The 16,471-nt window shown below is 71.7% G+C and carries 11 protein-coding genes; 1 reads left to right on the top strand and 10 read right to left on the bottom strand.

Annotated elements, in window-relative coordinates; genetic code table 11:
- The first annotated feature begins 280 nt into the window (after window positions 1-280).
- The gene (locus ACFV6D_RS21705) at window positions 281-4,096 is read left to right on the top strand and encodes a cytochrome D1 domain-containing protein (RefSeq protein ID WP_380560805.1); all 3,816 of its coding nucleotides are present in this window, start codon (window positions 281-283) and stop codon (window positions 4,094-4,096) included.
- 50 nt (window positions 4,097-4,146) lie between these two features.
- On the opposite strand, the gene ACFV6D_RS21700 is transcribed toward ACFV6D_RS21705, so the two are convergent.
- The 10 genes from ACFV6D_RS21700 to ACFV6D_RS21655 form a co-directional block, all read right to left on the bottom strand.
- The gene (locus tag ACFV6D_RS21700) at window positions 4,147-5,844 is read right to left on the bottom strand and encodes an amino acid adenylation domain-containing protein (RefSeq protein ID WP_380560804.1); all 1,698 of its coding nucleotides are present in this window, start codon (window positions 5,842-5,844) and stop codon (window positions 4,147-4,149) included.
- A gap of 139 nt (window positions 5,845-5,983) precedes the next feature.
- Window positions 5,984-7,747 (bottom strand): ABC transporter ATP-binding protein, encoded by a 1,764-nt coding sequence (locus ACFV6D_RS21695; RefSeq protein WP_380560803.1) that lies wholly within the window; start codon window positions 7,745-7,747, stop codon window positions 5,984-5,986.
- Window positions 7,748-7,833: 86 nt separating this feature from the next.
- Window positions 7,834-9,507: an ABC transporter ATP-binding protein gene (locus ACFV6D_RS21690; protein ID WP_380560802.1), complete on the bottom strand. Its 1,674-nt coding sequence runs from the start codon at window positions 9,505-9,507 to the stop codon at window positions 7,834-7,836.
- 178 nt (window positions 9,508-9,685) lie between these two features.
- On the bottom strand, window positions 9,686-10,876 hold the full coding sequence (locus ACFV6D_RS21685) for a nucleotidyltransferase family protein (RefSeq protein ID WP_380560801.1): 1,191 nt from the start codon (window positions 10,874-10,876) through the stop codon (window positions 9,686-9,688).
- On the bottom strand, window positions 10,873-11,964 hold the full coding sequence (gene pyk / locus ACFV6D_RS21680; protein WP_380560800.1) for a pyruvate kinase: 1,092 nt from the start codon (window positions 11,962-11,964) through the stop codon (window positions 10,873-10,875). The genes ACFV6D_RS21685 and pyk overlap by 4 nt, the downstream gene beginning before the upstream one ends.
- The gene (locus ACFV6D_RS21675; protein ID WP_380560799.1) at window positions 11,958-12,779 is read right to left on the bottom strand and encodes a hypothetical protein; all 822 of its coding nucleotides are present in this window, start codon (window positions 12,777-12,779) and stop codon (window positions 11,958-11,960) included. Before ACFV6D_RS21675 ends, pyk begins: the two co-directional genes overlap by 7 nt.
- 3 nt (window positions 12,780-12,782) lie before the next feature.
- Window positions 12,783-13,493 (bottom strand): adenylate kinase family protein, encoded by a 711-nt coding sequence (locus ACFV6D_RS21670; RefSeq protein WP_380560798.1) that lies wholly within the window; start codon window positions 13,491-13,493, stop codon window positions 12,783-12,785.
- A gap of 1 nt (window position 13,494) precedes the next feature.
- The gene (locus ACFV6D_RS21665; RefSeq protein ID WP_380560797.1) at window positions 13,495-14,811 is read right to left on the bottom strand and encodes a hypothetical protein; all 1,317 of its coding nucleotides are present in this window, start codon (window positions 14,809-14,811) and stop codon (window positions 13,495-13,497) included.
- Window positions 14,804-15,073, bottom strand: a complete 270-nt coding sequence (locus ACFV6D_RS21660; protein ID WP_063352261.1) for an acyl carrier protein — start codon at window positions 15,071-15,073, stop codon at window positions 14,804-14,806. The genes ACFV6D_RS21665 and ACFV6D_RS21660 overlap by 8 nt, the downstream gene beginning before the upstream one ends.
- The gene (locus ACFV6D_RS21655) at window positions 15,070-16,293 is read right to left on the bottom strand and encodes an acyl-CoA dehydrogenase family protein (protein ID WP_380560796.1); all 1,224 of its coding nucleotides are present in this window, start codon (window positions 16,291-16,293) and stop codon (window positions 15,070-15,072) included. The genes ACFV6D_RS21660 and ACFV6D_RS21655 overlap by 4 nt, the downstream gene beginning before the upstream one ends.
- Between the last annotated feature and the right edge of the window lie 178 nt (window positions 16,294-16,471).

The raw sequence follows: 16,471 nt of genomic DNA, 5'->3' as shown, positions 1-16,471 counted from the left end.
GCGGCGCCGGGGGGGTGCTGCGGGGCGGGGGGGGGGGGGGCCCCGCGGGGGGGGCGGGGGGGGGGGGCCCCCCCCCGGCCGCCGCCCCCTGCGCCGCGCGGCCGGGTGCCACGGGGCGCCCCCGGGCCCGTCCCCCGAACGCCACGAGGTGTTCCGGCGAACCCCCCGTTGCCGAGAACTCTGCAGCGGCGGCGCATTGTCCGAAAGAGCCCTCTGGGCAGGACATTCAAGTCGGACAACGATGTGAGGGGGCGGGAGGGGCCTGCCAGGGGTGGTGAACGTGGACGCGCGGCCGAACGGGACACAGCGCAAGGCCCGACTGGGCAGACCGGAGGGGTTCGTCGATCCGCAGGCCGGTCCGGTGGAGCGGCTCGCCTGGGAGCTTCGCCAGTTGCGGGACCGGTCGGGCGCACCGAGCTACCGCGCACTGGCGAAGGAGTCGCACTACTCCGCCAGCACGCTGGCGGAGGCGGCGAAGGGCGAGCGCCTGCCGTCGCTGGCCGTGGTGCTCGCCTACGCGCGGGTGTGCGGCGGGGAGAAGGCGGAGTGGGAGGCCCGCTGGCTGGCGGCTTCCCGTGCCCTCCAAGGGCCGTCCGCCACGGCGCAGGACGGCGATGAGGACCGCGCGGACGGGGGCGACCCCGCTCCCTGCCCGTACCTGGGCTTGGCCGCGTTCGGCACGGGGGACGCCGACATCTTCTTCGGCCGCTCGGAACTGGTGAGCCACCTGGTCCGGCACGTGGGTGACCACCGGCTGACGGCGGTCGTCGGCGCTTCCGGCAGCGGCAAGTCCTCGCTGCTGCGGGCCGGGCTGCTCCCCCGGCTCGACGAGTCCTGGCACACCGCGCCGCTGGTTCCCGGCGACCACCCGTTACGGGCGCTGGCCCTCGCGGTCTGCGCCCTGACGGGCGGTGACGCGGAGGCGCTGTCCCGCGCGCTGGCCGACGAGCCCGCGGCCCTGGGGATCGCGTTGGACACCTGGCTGGTCACGCAGCCCGCCGACCGGCGCGTCGTCCTCGTCGTCGACCAGTTCGAGGAGCTCTTCACCACCTGCGCGGACGCCGGGGAGCGGGAGGCGGTCCTGGCCTGCCTGGCCTGGACGGCCGGCGACCGCACGGCCGTCGACGGGACGGCCGGGGCCGGATCAGCCGGAGTAGGCGCGGCCGAGGCCCGGGTACGGGTCGTCATCAGCGTGCGCGCCGACTTCTACGACCGCTGCCTCGCCCACCCCGCCCTGGCCGCCGCCCTCCGCTCCGGCGCCCAACTGCCGGTCGGCGCACCCACCCGGGCCGAGCTGCGGGACATCGTCGTCGAACCCGCGGCCCGAGCGGGCGTCGTGGTGGACCCCGACCTGCTGGAGGCCGTCCTCGCGGAGGCCACCGGCCAGCCCGGCGCGCTGCCGCTGGTGGCCCACGCGATGCGCGAGACCTGGACCAGGCACCGCGGGGCCGTCCTGCGGCTGGCCGACTACCGGGCCACCGGCGGCATGCGGGGAGCCATCACCCAGACCGCCGAGGCCATGTACGCCGCTCTCCCGCCGGGCCACCAGGAGGCCATGCGGCTGCTGTTCCTCCGGCTCACCGCCCCGGGCGAGGGCACCGAGGACACCCGCCGCCGCCTGGCCCGGAAGGAACTCGACGGCCTCGCCGACGCCGCGACCGTCGACGACCTCCTGCACCGGCTCGCCGCCGCCCGCCTGATCGTCCTGGCCGACGGCACCGTCGACGTCGCCCACGAAGCGGTCATCCGCGCCTGGCCGCGGCTGCGCCACTGGCTCGACGTCGACCGCGAGGCCCTGCGGACACACCGCCGGCTCACCCAGGCCGCCCTGACCTGGCACGAACTCCAGCGCGACCCGGGCGCATTGTACCGGGGAGCGCAGCTCGCCACCGCCTGGGGCTGGTCCCGGACCCGCGGCGCGGCGCTCAACCGGCTGGAGTCCGCCTTCCTGGACGCCAGCACCGCGGCGGACGGCCAGCGTGGCCGCCGCCGGCGCCGGACGGTCGTGGCGCTGGCCGTCCTGACCGTGCTCTCCCTGGTGCTGGCGGTGACCGCGTTCGTCCAGAGGGAGCAGTCCGACGCGCAGCGCCGCGTCGCGGTCTCCCGCGAACGGGCCGCCCAATCCAGGCAACTCCTCGAAACGCAGCCCGAGGCCGCGGCGCTGGTCGCGCTGGAGGGCTACCGGACGGCCCGCACCACCGAGGCCCGCGGCAGCCTGCTGAGCGCCTACGCCGCCTACTCCTCCAACCAGTTCACCGGTCACACCGGCACCGTGACGGCGGTGGCGTACGCGCCCGACGGCCGCACCCTGGCCACCGGCAGCGCCGACCACACCGTGAAGCTGTGGGACACCACCACGCACCGCATGCTCGCCACCCTGACCGGCCACACCGGCATCGTCAACACCGTCGCCTTCAGCCCCGACGGCCGCACCCTGGCCAGCGCCGGCGCCGACCGCACCGTACGGCTGTGGGACGTCGCCTCCGACCGCACGACGGGCATCCTCACCGGCCACACCGGCGCCGTCTCCTCGGCGGCGTTCTCGCCCGACGGCCGCACCCTGGCCACCGCCGGGTACGACCAGACCGCCCGGCTGTGGGACGTGGCGTCCCAGCGCGCCCTCACGACGCTCACCGGTCACACCGGTGCCGTACGGGCGGTGGCGTACGCGCCCGACGGCCGCGCCCTGGCCACCAGCGGCGCCGACCACACCGTGAAGCTGTGGGACACCACCACCCACCGCGAGCTCGCCACCCTGACCGGCCACACCGGCGCCGTCGGCACGGTCGCCTTCAGCCCCGACGGCCGCACCCTGGCCAGCGCCGGCGCCGACCGCGCCGTGCGGCTGTGGGACGTGGCGTCGCACGACACCACGGCCGTCCTCGACGGGCACACGCAGGAGGTGAGCCAGGCCGCGTTCACCGCCGACGGCCGCACCCTGACCACGATCGGCCAGGACAACACGGTCGCCCTGTGGGACGTGGCCGAGCGCCGGCTGACCGCCACCCTCCACGAGACCAACACATCCGCCCCCGCGCTGGCGCTCTCCCCCGACGGCAACGAGCTGGCCACCACCGCCACCGACAACATCGTCCACACGTGGGACCTCAGGAGCCGCCAGATCGCCGCCACCTTCAGCGCGACGAACGACCTGGACACCCTCGCGACCGTCGCCACCTACGCCCCCGACGGCCGGACCCTCGCCATCGGCCACACCGACGGCTCCGTCACCACGTGGACCACCGCTCCGCTGCGCCCCGCCGTGACCTTCGCGGCGCACGGCCAGGGCATCATGCACCTGGCGTTCTCCCCGGACGGCCTCCTGCTGGCCGCCGCGAGCTCCGACCGCACGGCGCGCCTGTGGGACGCCGCGTCAGGCCGCCCGGTGGCCACCCTCGAAGGCCACACCGACCAGGTGTCGAGCGTCGCCTTCTCCCCCGACGGCCGCACCCTGGCCACCAGCAGCCTCGACACGACCGTGCGCCTGTGGGACGTGGCGACCCACCAGACGACAGCGGTCCTCCAGGGGCACACCAGCCTGGTCGCCAAGGCCGTCTTCTCCCCCGACGGCCGCACGCTGGCCACCGCCGGGTACGACGGGACGGTGCGCCTGTGGGACCTGGCCACGCACCGCACCCTCGCCGTGCTGTCCGAGAACACCAACGCCATCGCCTCCCTGGCCTACTCCCCCGACGGCCGCACCCTGGCCACCGGCAGCTCCGACGCCACCGTGCGCCTGTGGGACGTGGCGCAGCGCCGGGCGGTCGCCACCCTCACCGGCCACGTCAACACCGTCTTCTCCGTCACCTTCAGCGCCGACGGCCGCACGCTGGCCAGCACGGACGCCAGCGGCACGGTGTGCCTGTGGGACGTGGCATCACAGCAGGTCACGGCACTGCTCGTCGGTCACACCAGAGCCGTGCACACGGCCGCCTTCAGCCCCGACCAGAGCACGCTCCTCACCGCCGCCGGCGACGGAGCACGGCTGTGGCCCACGGACGCGGACCGAACCGCCGACCGCATCTGCGACCTGAGCCGGACCAACCACTGGCCCGGATCCGTCTCCGGCACCACCACGGGCGAGGCCTGCCGGTGAGCGGGCTCACGGCGGTGTCACGACCTGGTGGCCGCACGCTTGCGCCGCCGCTACCCGGACGGCTGGTGGAGCGAGCGGTAGTCGACCTTGCCGTTCCCGTTCCGGGGGAGGCCCGGCAGCCGTACCCAGCGCCGCGGAAGCATCGGATTCGGCAGGCTCGACCGCAGCGATGCGAACAGGTCGTCCTGAAGCGTCCCCGGCTCCGCCGCGTAGTAGGCGACGAGCCGTACCTCGCCTCCGGCGCCCTCCGCGACCACCGCGCACTCCGTCACACCGGGTATTCCGGAGACGGCGGCCTCCACCTCGTCCAGCTCGACGCGGACGCCGGCGAGCTTGACCTGCCGGTCGACGCGCCCGGTGCAGTGGACCAGCCCATCGGCGAAGTAGGCCGTGTCCCCCGTGCGGTAGAGCCTGCCGGTGGGTGAGCGGGGGTCGAACTCGTCGACGAAGAACGATGCACCGGTGAGCTCCGGGTCGTTGACGTAGCCCGCCCCCACAGCGCACCCGCCCACCCACAGCTCTCCTGCTTCGCCGGGCTCTGCCGCCCTCCATCCGCCGTCTTCCCTGACCAGCAGATAGAGGGCTATGCCGGGTAGGGGGCCACCGGCCGGAAGCTGCGGCAGGGCCAGGTCCGCCGGCCTCACGTGGTGGAGCGCGACGTCGTCGGAGCACTCGCTCGCCCCGTAGGCGTTGAGGAGGTCGGTCCGCGGAAGCGCTCGTAGGAGCGCCGCCGCCAGCCCGGGGTCGAGCCGCTCACCCGTCGAGACGAGGCATCGCAGGTCGGGCAGGGTCGGGCCGGAGCGGCGGGCCGCCTGCGCGTCCCGCACGATCCAGCCGACCACGGTGGGGACCAGCTCCATCACGGTGATCCCCCGGCTCTCGGCGTAGCCCACGAGGCGGCGGGCGAACCGGAGGTCCGCCTCGGGAACCACCACGACGGACCCGCCCACGAGCAGGACGGCGAGCATCTGCCAGACGGAGATGACGTGGACCGGCGGCGCGGTGAAGGCGACCCGGTCCGCTGCTGTCAGCCGCAGCGCGCCGACCATCGACCGGAGGTGGTTCATCATCCCGAGCTGCTCCACCACCGCGCCCTTCGGCCGGCCGGTGGTTCCGGAGGTGTGGATGACATAGCGCGCCTCGTCGTCCGGCGGTTCGGTCGACAGCGCGAACGACGGCGCGAACAATGGCGCCTCGGCTGTGGACCCCGGTGGCGTCAGCACCGCGATGGAGGCCTCGGCCGCCGCCGCGCGGAGCGGACTCCCGGCCGCCCCCGACAGGGCGTCGAGCAGGAACAGGCATCGGGGCCGGGCGTTCTCCAGCACCTCCGCCAGCCGGGCCTCGGGCCACCCGGGATCGATCGGCACGTACGTCGCACCCAGGCTCTCGACGGCCAGGAACACGGCGACGGTGTCCGCGCCCCGGGGGCCGGCGACGGCGATCCGGTCGGCGGAGCCGCACCCTTCGCCGAGGAGGGCTGCACGGATCTGACGGACCCGGACGCACAGGTGGTGGTAGGTGATCTCCTCCGAATCCGCCACCACGGCGACGCGGCCCGCGTCCTCGGCCGCCAGCTCACTGACGCGGGCCCAGACGGTCCTCGTTTCCCCGCCCCGGCCCGCGCGCTCGGTCCCCCTCAGAGCACGGCGGACCGCCGACGGCGCCTCGTCGGCGAGCATCGGCAGCCGGTGCAGTCCGGCGCTTCGAGACCGGCATGCTGGGACGCCGGTGTCGACGGGGTGCTCCATGGATGTCCTCCTCCGTTCAACGCGGGTGCGACGCGGGCCGGGAGCGACCGGCGACCAGCTGTCGCGTCATGTCCTTGGTCCAGGGCCAGGGCTCGTCCGGTGGATCCCTGCGGGTCCGCCACGATCCACCGGAACCGCCCTACCGGGGAAGGTCCGCGCCCGGCTGGGCGAACTGCGCCCGGTACAGACGGGCGTACGCGCCACCGGCGGCGAGCAGCTCCGGGTGCCGTCCCTGTTCCACGATCGAGCCGTTCTGCAGGACGAGAATGGCGTCCGCGTCGCGCACCGTGGACAGTCTGTGGGCGATCACGAAGCAGGTGCGCCCCTCGCTCAGCCGCGCCATGGCCCGTCGGACCAGCAGCTCGGTCCGCGTGTCCACCGCGCTCGTGGCCTCGTCGAGCACCAGGATCGCCGGGTCGGCCAGGAACGCCCGGGCGATGGTGATCAACTGGCTCTCCCCCGCGCTGATCCCGGCGTTCTCGCCGTCGAGTACGGTGTCGTACCCGTCCGGCAGCGTGCGGATGAAGTGGTCCGCGTGGGCGGACCTGGCAGCCAGCTCTATCTGCTCCCGGGTGGCGCCCTCCCGGCCGTACCCGATGTTGTCCGCGATCGATCCTTCGAAGAGCCAGGTGTCCTGGAGCACCGCACCGATGTGACGCCGCAGAGTGGCGCGCTGCAGCTCCCTGAGGTCGACTCCGTTGAGCGTGATCCGCCCTCCGGTGACGTCGTAGAAGCGCAGCAGCAGGTTGACCAGGGTCGTCTTGCCGGCGCCCGTGGGCCCGACCACGGCGATCGTCCTCCCGGGCTCGACCGTCAGCGAGAAGTCCTCGATCAGCGGGCTCTTCGGCTCGTACCTGAAGCCGACCGACTCGAAGCGGATCAGACCCCGACCCACGACTTGCCCTCGTTCGACGGCGTCCGGCGTCTCCTCGACGGCGTCCAGCAGCTCGAAGACCCGGCCGGCCGAGACGACGCCCGACTGCACCACCCCGGCGAGGCTGGTCACCTGGGTCAGTGGTCCGCTGAGCTGCCGCGCGTACTGGATGAACGCCTGGACGTCGCCGATCGACATCGTTCCGGAGATCACCCGCAGGCAGCCGACCACGGCGACCACGACATAGCCCAGGTTGTTCACGAAGGTCATCACCGGCTGGCTGCTTCCGCTGAACAGCTGTGCCTGGTAGGCGGATCTGAACACGGCCTCGTTGTGCTCCCGGAAGACTGCCGCCGACCGCTCGCCCTGGTCGAACGCCTTGACCAGGGTGTGGCTGGCGTACATCTCCTCGACGTGGGCGTTCAGCCGGCCCATCGCGTTCCACTGCTCGGTGAGGCGGGGTTGCGCCCGTCGGCCGAGCAGCGCGGTGGCCGTCATCGCCGCCGGCACCACCATGAGGGCGATCACCGCGAGCAGTGGGGACAGCCGGAGCATCACCACCACCAGGCCCAGGATCAGCAGCACCGAATTGGTCAGCTGGCTGAGGGTCTGCTGCAGGGTCTGGACGATGTTGTCGACGTCGTGCGTGATCCGGCTGAGGACCTCGCCGCGCCGGTGCGTGTCGAAGTAGGCGAGCGGAAGCCGGGCCAACTTCGCCTCGGCGTCCGAACGGAGCCGGTAGGCGGAACGCTGGATGGCCTTGGTCGCCTGTCGGCCCTGCAGTACCCAGCAGAGCCCGGAGAGGCCGTACACACCGAGTGCGAGCGAGAGGACCCCGGCCACGGGGGCGAGGCCGCCGCCGCCCTGCCCCGGGCCGGAGCCCGACGGCCGCGGCGCCGTTGCCATCGCCACGATCAGGTCGGTGGCGCGCCCCAACAGCAGGGGTCCGGCCACGTTCAGCGTGATGCTCGCGAGCCCGAGGACGAGCATCAGCACGAACGGCCTTTGAAGGCCCACCAGTTCCAGCAACCGACGCGCGGTGGCCAGGAATTCGCCCCGCGGCGGGCCCGTGGGCGTACCCGACCCGGTCCGGGCCCTCTTCGACCGTCCGGCGCTCACGTCGTCCGCTCCTCGTCCAGCTGGGATGCGACGATCTCGCGGTACACCGGATTCGAGGCCAGCAACGCGTCGTGAGTCCCGGCACCGACCACCGCCCCGGCATCCAGGACGACGATGCGGTCCGCGTGCCGCACGGTTGCCATCCGCTGTGCCACCACGACGACCGCGGCGCCAGCGGCCTCCACGGCCAGGGCCGCGCGCAGCCGCGCCTCGGTGGTGGAGTCGAGCGCCGAGAACGCGTCGTCGAACAGATAGATCTGCGGACGGTGCACCAGCACCCTGGCGATCGCGAGCCGTTGTCGCTGCCCACCGGAGAAGTTGGTGCCGCCCTGCGCGACCGGTGTGTCGAGGCCCTCGTCCAGCGCCTCGACGAACTCCTTCGCCTGCGCGACCGCGAGTGCGTTCCAGAGCTCCTCGTCCGTGGCGTCGGGCCGTCCGAAGCGCAGATTCGAAGCGATCGAACCGGAGACCAGCGAGGCGTTCTGCGGTACGAGACCGACCGAACGACGCAGCACCGACTGGTCCAGGTCCCGTACGTCCTCGCCCCCCACGCGCACCTGACCGGCCGTCGCGTCGGCGAGTCGCGGCACGAGCCCGAGCAGTGTGCTCTTCCCGCTGCCGGTCGATCCCACGACGGCCGTCGTCTCGCCCGGCGCCGCGGTGAGGTCCACGTCGCGCAGAACGGCCTCCTGGGCGCCCGCGTAGCGGAAGGAGACGCCGCGCAGCTCAAGGTGTCCCGGCCGCGGCTGGGCGTGGAGGGGCTGCCCGGCCGGCCGGACACTGGACTCGGTGGTGAGGACCTCGGCAATGCGTGCGGCGCAGATCTCGGCCCGTGGTACCGCCATGAGCGTGAAGGTGGCGGTGATCACGGCGACCAGGATGAGCGTCAAGTACCCGAGGAAGGCGGTGAGTGCGCCGACCTGGAGGCCGCCGTCCCGGATCCGGTACGCCCCCAGCCAGAGCAGCACCACGCCGAACAGGTTCACCAGCGTCGCCGCCAGTGGAAACATCGAGGACGTCAACAGGCCGGCCCGCACCGAGTGGTGGGTGAGCTCCGTGTTGGCCCGGGTGAACCGCTGCCGCTCGAACTCGTCCCGCGCGAACGCGCGGATCACCCGGATTCCGGTGACCTGCTCCCGCAGAACCCGGTTCACCACGTCCATCCCCCGCTGCATGCCGGCGAAGTGCGGCCGCAGTCGGCGCACGACCAGGGCCACGGGCAGACCGAGCAGCGGGACCACGGCGAACAGGGCCGAGGCCATCGGCACGTCCTGTCCGAGAGCGAGCACGACACCGCCGACGGCCGTGATCGGTGCGGCGACGAGGCCGGTCAGTGCCGCCGACACCAGGTTCTGGACCTGCTGGACGTCGTTGGTGGTACGGGTGATGAGCGACGCCGTACCGAAGTTGCCGACCTCACGGGAGGAGAAGCCCTGCACCCGCTGGAAGACCTCCGCCCTGATGTCGCGGCCGACCGCCATCGCGATCCGCGCGCCCAGCCCGACGGCGCCCAACGCGCAGCCGACCTGGAGGAGGGAGACGACGAGCATGAGGCCTCCCCGCCGCAGGACGAAGGCCGGGTCGGCACCGAGCGCGCCGTCGTCGATGATGTCGGCGCTCAGCCTCGGCAGGTAGAGCAGGGCGACCGTCTGCACGAGCTGCAGGGCCATCAGGGACACGAGTTCGCGTCGGTACGGTCGCAAGCCGTTCCGGACGAGGGCGGCCAACGAGCGGGCTCGGGCCCGTCCGCCGGGCACCGGCGGCGGCGTCTCGGCCGGCGGCGGTGGTGGTCGCCTCGCAGCGCGCGTCGTCATCGGCATCCCCGCACCGTCCCGTCCCCGAGCCGCGTCACACCACGGCCCGTGGGCCCGGCACGGTGCTTCGCGCCTTCGGCGTCCGCGACCTCCTGGGGTTGAACAACCGATCCGCGAAGCCCTGTTCCCAGCGGTCGGGCCGGCCGTCCAGTACGCCGTACGTCTCCAGCAGATCCGGATCGGCCGGCCCGAACTCCGCGGTCAGCGCCGGCGGAACCCCGTCGGGGAACACCTGCCCGGTGTGGTGCAGCGCGTAGCGGACGCTGTCCACACAGCCGTACCGCCGGACCCGGGACACCAGGGTTTCCAGCTGTTCGCCGGACAGCCGGTGCAGCAACTGGACGAGATCGAGGAACTTGAGGATCGTCAGGTCCTTGCCGATCTCGATGTACATCAGCGTCGTCGCCTCGACGTGCAGTTGGACGCAGACGTCGATGAACTGGTCCACGGCATCGAGCTTGCGGCTCGCCTCGCCGAAGAGCACGGCGTCGACCGCGCGGGCCAGGATCTCGGCGGGATCGACCACCGCCCCGGAACCGGGCTGGAACACGTTGAAGCACGGATCCAGCACGAACACCTCGACGTCGTCACGTTGGGCCGGCTTGAGGTAGGGAAGCGTCGAATTGGCCAGGCTGACCTTCCACACCATCTGCGTCCGCCGGTCGAAGGGCACCACCAGCTCGGCGTTGCCCGAGAGATGGCCCTGCCGGTAGCCCAGCCCTTCGACGATCGAGGTGAACTCCGGCAGCGAGTCCCTGCTCAGCAGCACGTCGAGGTCGCCCATCCGGCGCAGTCCCACATCGCCGTAGACGCCCTCGGTGAGCACCGGTCCCTTGCGGATCGCGTAGTCGAGACCGCCGGCGTTCAGGCCCCGGATCACCTTGGCGTACTCGTCGGCGAGCGCGTGGTTGCGTCGCCGGTTCCCCTCGTAGGCGTACGCGTAGATCCAGCGGTAAGGAGCCAGGCTGCGCCCGTCCGCGGAGTGGACCAGGCGGTACGTCAGGAGATTGCGCCCGATGAGCGGCAGGACCCCGTGCCGGCACGCCTGGTCGACCAGCAGCCCCCAGTCGAGGTCCTGGCCGTTGGCCGTCAGGAAGCGGAAGATCCGTTGCTGCTGCGCCGGCTCCAACCGCGGACGGGCGAGCGCCAGCAGCAGCCTCGCCTCCGGTGACAGGTCTTCCAGGCAGCCGTGCGTCAGGGAGTCGTCGATCGGGCTGTCGGTCACTGCTCTCCTCCGTGCGTGTCCGGGTTGGTTCGACCACCCGCGACGGCGCGGTCGGATGCCTCGCTGATCTCGTCCCGGTAGCGCTCGGCTCGGACGATGACCCTGTGCAGGACCTCGACCACGCGTACCGGATGCAGGCCGTAGCCGGTCTCGCCGGTCACCATGAGCGCGTCGGCCCCGTCGATGACCGCATTGGCGATGTCCGACACCTCGGCCCGGGTGGGCAGGGTGCTCCGGCGCATCGAGTGCAGGAGCTGGGTGGCGACCACGGAGAGCCTGCCCCGGCCGGCGCACTCCGCCACGATCCGCTTCTGCGCCATCGGGACGTCCTCGAACGGGATCTCGACGGCCAGATCTCCGCGCGCCACCATCAGACCGTCGAAGGCCGAGACCAGTGACGGCAGCGAAGCCAGGGCGTCAGGGTGCTCGACCTTGCCGATGACCAGCTGGTCGGGCGCGATCGCGTGGACCGCCGCGTAGTCGTCGGCGGAGGCGGCGAAGGAGAGCGCCACCAGGTCGACGCCGAGTGCTCGGGCGAACTCCAGGTCGTCGGCGTCCCGTTCGCAGAGCCCGGCGGGGACGGTGGTCGCCCCCGGGATCGTGACGCCGCGGCCCGACGTCACCGGACCGCCCTGGACGACCGTGCACCGCAGCTCGGACGCGGATGCCGCCGTCACGGCCAGGACGATCGCACCGTCGTCGATCAGCACCTCGGCGCCAGGGCGGAGCCGCTCCGGCTGCCACGGATGCGTGGTCCAGGTGCGATGGGACGCCGCCTCGACCGGCTTGGCACACAGCGTGACGACCTCGCCCGGTTGCCACTGCGCCTGGCCGTCCGGGAGCGCCCCGAGCCGGTTCTTCCTCCCCTGGAGGTCGGCGAGCAGAAGGACCCGCCGGCCGATGTCGGCCGACACCTCGCGGATGTCGCGCACGGCGGCCGCATGCTGCTCGCGGGTGCCGTTGCCCATGCTCAGACGGACGACGTCCACACCCGCCCGCAGGACGTTCTCCAGGCAGGGCCGCGTCCCGCTGACCGGGCCGAGTGTCGCGATGATGGCGGTCCGCCGCCCGGGAAAGCTGCTCAGCACAGTCGGAGGTCCTTTACGCTGCATCGGTGGTACTCCCGGTGGAAGCCCTCCGGATCCGTCATCGCCACCGGCGTCACCCCGTGGAGGACTCCGGCGGTCGGCAGGTTGTTCACGAAGACGATCCGATCGGGCCCCAGCGCCCCGACGGTCGTTCCGCACTCGGCCAACGCCGACTCGCAGTGGTCGGCCCGCAGCACGGGCTTGCGGCCGTCGGTGAGTTCGTCGGACCACTCGAAGACCTCGTCGAAGCGCAGCGAACGCTGACGCAGGTACGGACGCATGTCGATGAGTTGCAGCTCACCACCGGTGAAGCCGGTGACCGGACCGTACAGGTGCGAGAAGAGCAGCGCATCGCAGTCGGTGTGGAAGCGCTTGAAGCTCCAGCTGGTGCCGTAGAGCTCGATCGGGATGGCACCGTCCGAGATGGTACCGACCTTGATCCGGAAGTCGCTCTCCTCGCCTCCGCGGGCGGTTCGGCGCCGGAACACCTCCCACACGGCGCGGAAGAGCGCTTGGTGGTAGGTCCGCGCCTGTTCCAGCGTGAAGTGGCGCGGGACACCGCTCACCAAGGCGGCCCCCGGACCGGCCGGGTCGCCGCTCCTGGACAGCAGGTCCACGAGCGCGGACGCGAGCTCCGCGCCGACCGCCTCCGGATGGACCGGAGCGGGGAGGTCCTCGCCCAGGACGATCTCCCATCCCGCGAACGGCGCCCGGCGCTCCAGCGGCGGCTGGTCGGGCGGTTGGTCGGGCGGTTGGTCCGCCAGCGAACTCAGCGCGGATCTGCGCAGGGCCATCATGTCGGTACCCGAGCCCATCGGTCAGTCCTCCAGATCATCGGTCAGATCATCGGTCGAGTCGGGCACGTCGGCGTCCACGGCATCCACGGTGTCCAGCGATTCCCACAGCGCGGCACGGACCTCGTCCGACGGGCGCGTTCCATCGACCTCGCGCAGGAGCGATCGCTCGGCGAAATAGGCGCGCAGGTCGCCGATGATGCGGTGGTAGTCGGCCAGACGCCGTTCGAAACTGGCTGCGGCGTCGTCTCGGCGACGCATCACGCCGCCGCCGCAACCAGGGCAGGCGGGGTCGTCCGTCGTCGCTCCGCACTCCACACAGAGACGGCGGTTCGCCACCCGGGTGCGTGCCGTGCCGTCCGGCACGGTCACGACGGCGAATCCGGTCACCCGCACGTCCCGGTCGGCAGCGGTGCGCAGCAGGTCGTCGCATTGCGGAAGATCGCGGGGGTAGCCCTCCACTGCCACGACCCGCACGGCGGCCGGCAGGTGGTCGAGGAAGTGGGCGAACTCCAACCGCACGAGCTCGTCGGGGAGCAGTTCCTGACGCAGCAGGGTCTCGCGCATCCGCGTGCCGAGCGGGTGGCCGGCCGCCGCGAGCCGGAGCCCGTAGTCACGCACGCCGAAGCGGGCCAGATCGGGGTGCCGGTCGTCGAGTGCCATCAGCGCCGTCGACTTTCCGGCGCCCGGCGGTCCGGTGACCAGGACGGCGTTCGGTGGAGTTCCGTTGCGCATGTCAATCCCGCCCGGTTCCGGGGGGACGCTGCTCGGAGCGTGCCGAGAACAACGCCCAGGCGCGCTCGACCGTCTCGCGATCGGCCGTGACCCTTCCCTCGGCCAGGTGGATCTCCAGTGCGCGCAGGGTCGCGTAGAGACGCCGGTCGGGTTCGGCCAGAAGGAGCTCGGTCAGGTGGTAGAGCTGGTTGGTGTCGGCGGCCATCCGGAGCGAGTCCGGGAACTCGTCGGCCAGGAGCCTCGCCAGGTCCTGGGGGCCGTTGTCGACCAGGTACACCGTCAGCGGATCGGCGTAGAGGTACTCGATGGCCTGTTCCCAGTCGTCCGTCCGACGGACGTTGGGGCATCGGTGCGGGTCGTTTCCTTCCAGGATGCGAACCCTTCCGTCGTCCTCGATGAGGCACGCCAGCCCCTCCAAGTGGCGGACCTGCGGGCCGTTGTAGGTGCGAGCCGGCACACTCTTGCCCTGCTCGGTCTCGAACCGCCGGCCGAACACCTCGGCCAGGGACTGCTCGGGAAGGCTGACCGGCAACCGGGACAGCTTCCGTTGGTTCATCCGGCCTTCGACGATCAGGTTCTTGAAATAGACGAGGACTGTCCGCCCGTCCGGCAGATGAATCCTCCGCTGGTAGTCGTCCATCTCGGTGAGCTCTCCGCCGAGCGCCGCCGCGAGCTTCTCGGTGGTCGAATCACCGTCGAGAAGAACGGATCTGACGTAGCAGCCGACGTCCCGTAGGCCGTCCTCACCGAGCAGGCGGATGACCCTGGCTGCCGGCTCGACGCCGATCCGCTGGGCGTGGAACCAGTCGAGACTGATGCGGATGGTGAAGTTCGCCCTGGCCAGGTGCGCGGGCCGGGTGCGCCATGCGTCCACCAGGCTGCGCACCCGCCGACCGGTCTCGTCCTCGTCCGCGGCGAAATGCGCGCTGGTGATGAGCTCGATCTCCTCAAGACCGGGTGAGTCGACCTCATGGACGAACCGCTCGCAGAACTCCGGCTCGACCATGGGCTCGCCACCACCGGACAGCACGGCCTTCCACAGTCCCATGCCGTTCATCAGCTTCAGGACCGGAGCCGGATCCCGGGCGACGCTGTACCTGCTTAACCGATTTAGGGACATCGGTGCGGCGTAGTTGCAGTGCCCGCAGCCGACCGGACACTCCGATGACGGCCAGACGTAGCAGGTCGTGCCGGTGGTCGGCCCGTGCTCCGTGTATCGGGTCAGCGAGGCGATGACCTGATCACGGCACTCGGTGAGTACCGAGTCATTCACGGCCGAAGCCGAATTAGCTTCCCGCTTGAACAGGGATTCAGGCATGATGGTGCCCTCCGCTCGCATCTGAATTGACCGGCAGGTCGGCGACGGCCGCCCAGACCGCACCTGCCGTTTTGAACGTTTCGGAAACGAGCCGCTCGTCCGGCACGGAGATGCCCATCCCTTCCTCCAGATCCATCACCAGATTCACCATGGCAAGGGAGTCCAGACCCAGGTCCGCCAGCAATTCGTCTGCCGAGACCGGTCCGTCGGCCATCGGCAGGTGCCGACGGAGAATTTCCTCGAATTCCGCCGGCCAAGTCATCGCGGACCGTCCTCGTCGTCAACGGTCGAGTCGATGACGGATATCAGGTCAGCGGGCAGGACGGTGACATCGCGATCGAGTAGCGCGAGCGCCCCGTTCATGGTGAGCAGGCGGTCGTTGTTGAAATTCAGGCGCGCCGACCGGAGATCGCGGAAGTTCCGCTCAAGAGGGATTCCGGCATCCCGGCTGTAGCCCTCGAACAGCCCGGCGATCTGGAGCAGGCGATCCGCGGCCCTGAACGTCAGTTCCGAGGAGACGACTTTGAGATTGTTGAGATGGATCTGGGTCGCCGTCCCGCTCAGTGACGACCCCTCTCGCCGACGTGCCAGGATCTCGTCCCGGACCGTGCCGAGATAGGAGGCGACGAGTTCGACATCGATCCTGGCCCGTGCGATCCGCTCGGACACCAGGTCGGTCAGACGGCCGGCGCCCCGGGCCCGAACCATGCCCAGCACGCCGGAGAGCGCGCTTCGCGCGGTGCCGAGCCACACTGCGGACCACGCCAGGTGTCCGGCCGGGATCATGCTCTCCACGGCGACGGTCCTGAAGTCGCCCGGACTCCCCACGACCTGCCAGGCAGGCACCGTACCCGCCAGCTTCATCCCCCGGCTCTCGGTACCCCGCATCCCCAAGGTGTTCCAGGCGCCCGAGGGGGCCACGGAAAGCTGGTGCCGGTCGGCGTAGCACAGGGTGACCCGGTGGTCGCCGGCGTCGGGCGACTCGCGCATGGTCACCAGGAATCCCTCGGCATGGGCGCCGCCGGTGACGATCGGCGCCTCACGCTCGAATCCCAGCTGCTCCCCCGCCCCGTTCAGGGCGGCTCGCCCGCTGAGCAGGTGTCCGCCCTTGCCCGGCTCGGTGGTCACCGACGCGAGGTACACCTCTCCCGACGCCAGCCGCGGAAGCAGCTCGTCCCGCAGCCGCGCCGAGCCGAAGCGCACGATGCAGTCGACCTGCTGGCAGTGCATCGCCCAGATCATCGCCGTCGAGGAGCAGCCCGACGCCAGCAGGCCCGCCACGGCCACGAGGTCGCCGAGATCTCCTCCCAGTCCGCCGTACTCCTCGGGTACGAGAAGTCCCATCAGGCCGTTCGCCCGCAAGAGCCCGACAGCCTCCTCCGGGAACCGGGCGGAGTCGTCCGTCCCGGCAGCTTGAGCCCGGATATCCGGAAGTACAGCGCGGGCCTTCCGGCAGGCAGCCGCTGATGTTCTGCTTCCCATCTCATCCACCCCGTTCATTCACATCGCCGGACGCCGGTGCACTGGGTGCACCGGCCGGGGGGGGGGGCCTGCGGCCCGGGGAAGCGCAACAGAGGCGGCTACCCACCCCACCACGCGCGACCGCGGCGCCGGCGGGGGTGGGGGGGGCGGGGCGGGTGGGGGGGGTGGGGGGGGGGGG

The sequence above is a fragment of the Kitasatospora sp. NPDC059812 genome, from assembly GCF_042732075.1.
In the GTDB taxonomy this organism is placed as follows: Bacteria; Actinomycetota; Actinomycetes; order Streptomycetales; family Streptomycetaceae; genus Kitasatospora.
This window is presented reverse-complemented; position numbering and strand designations above follow the sequence as displayed.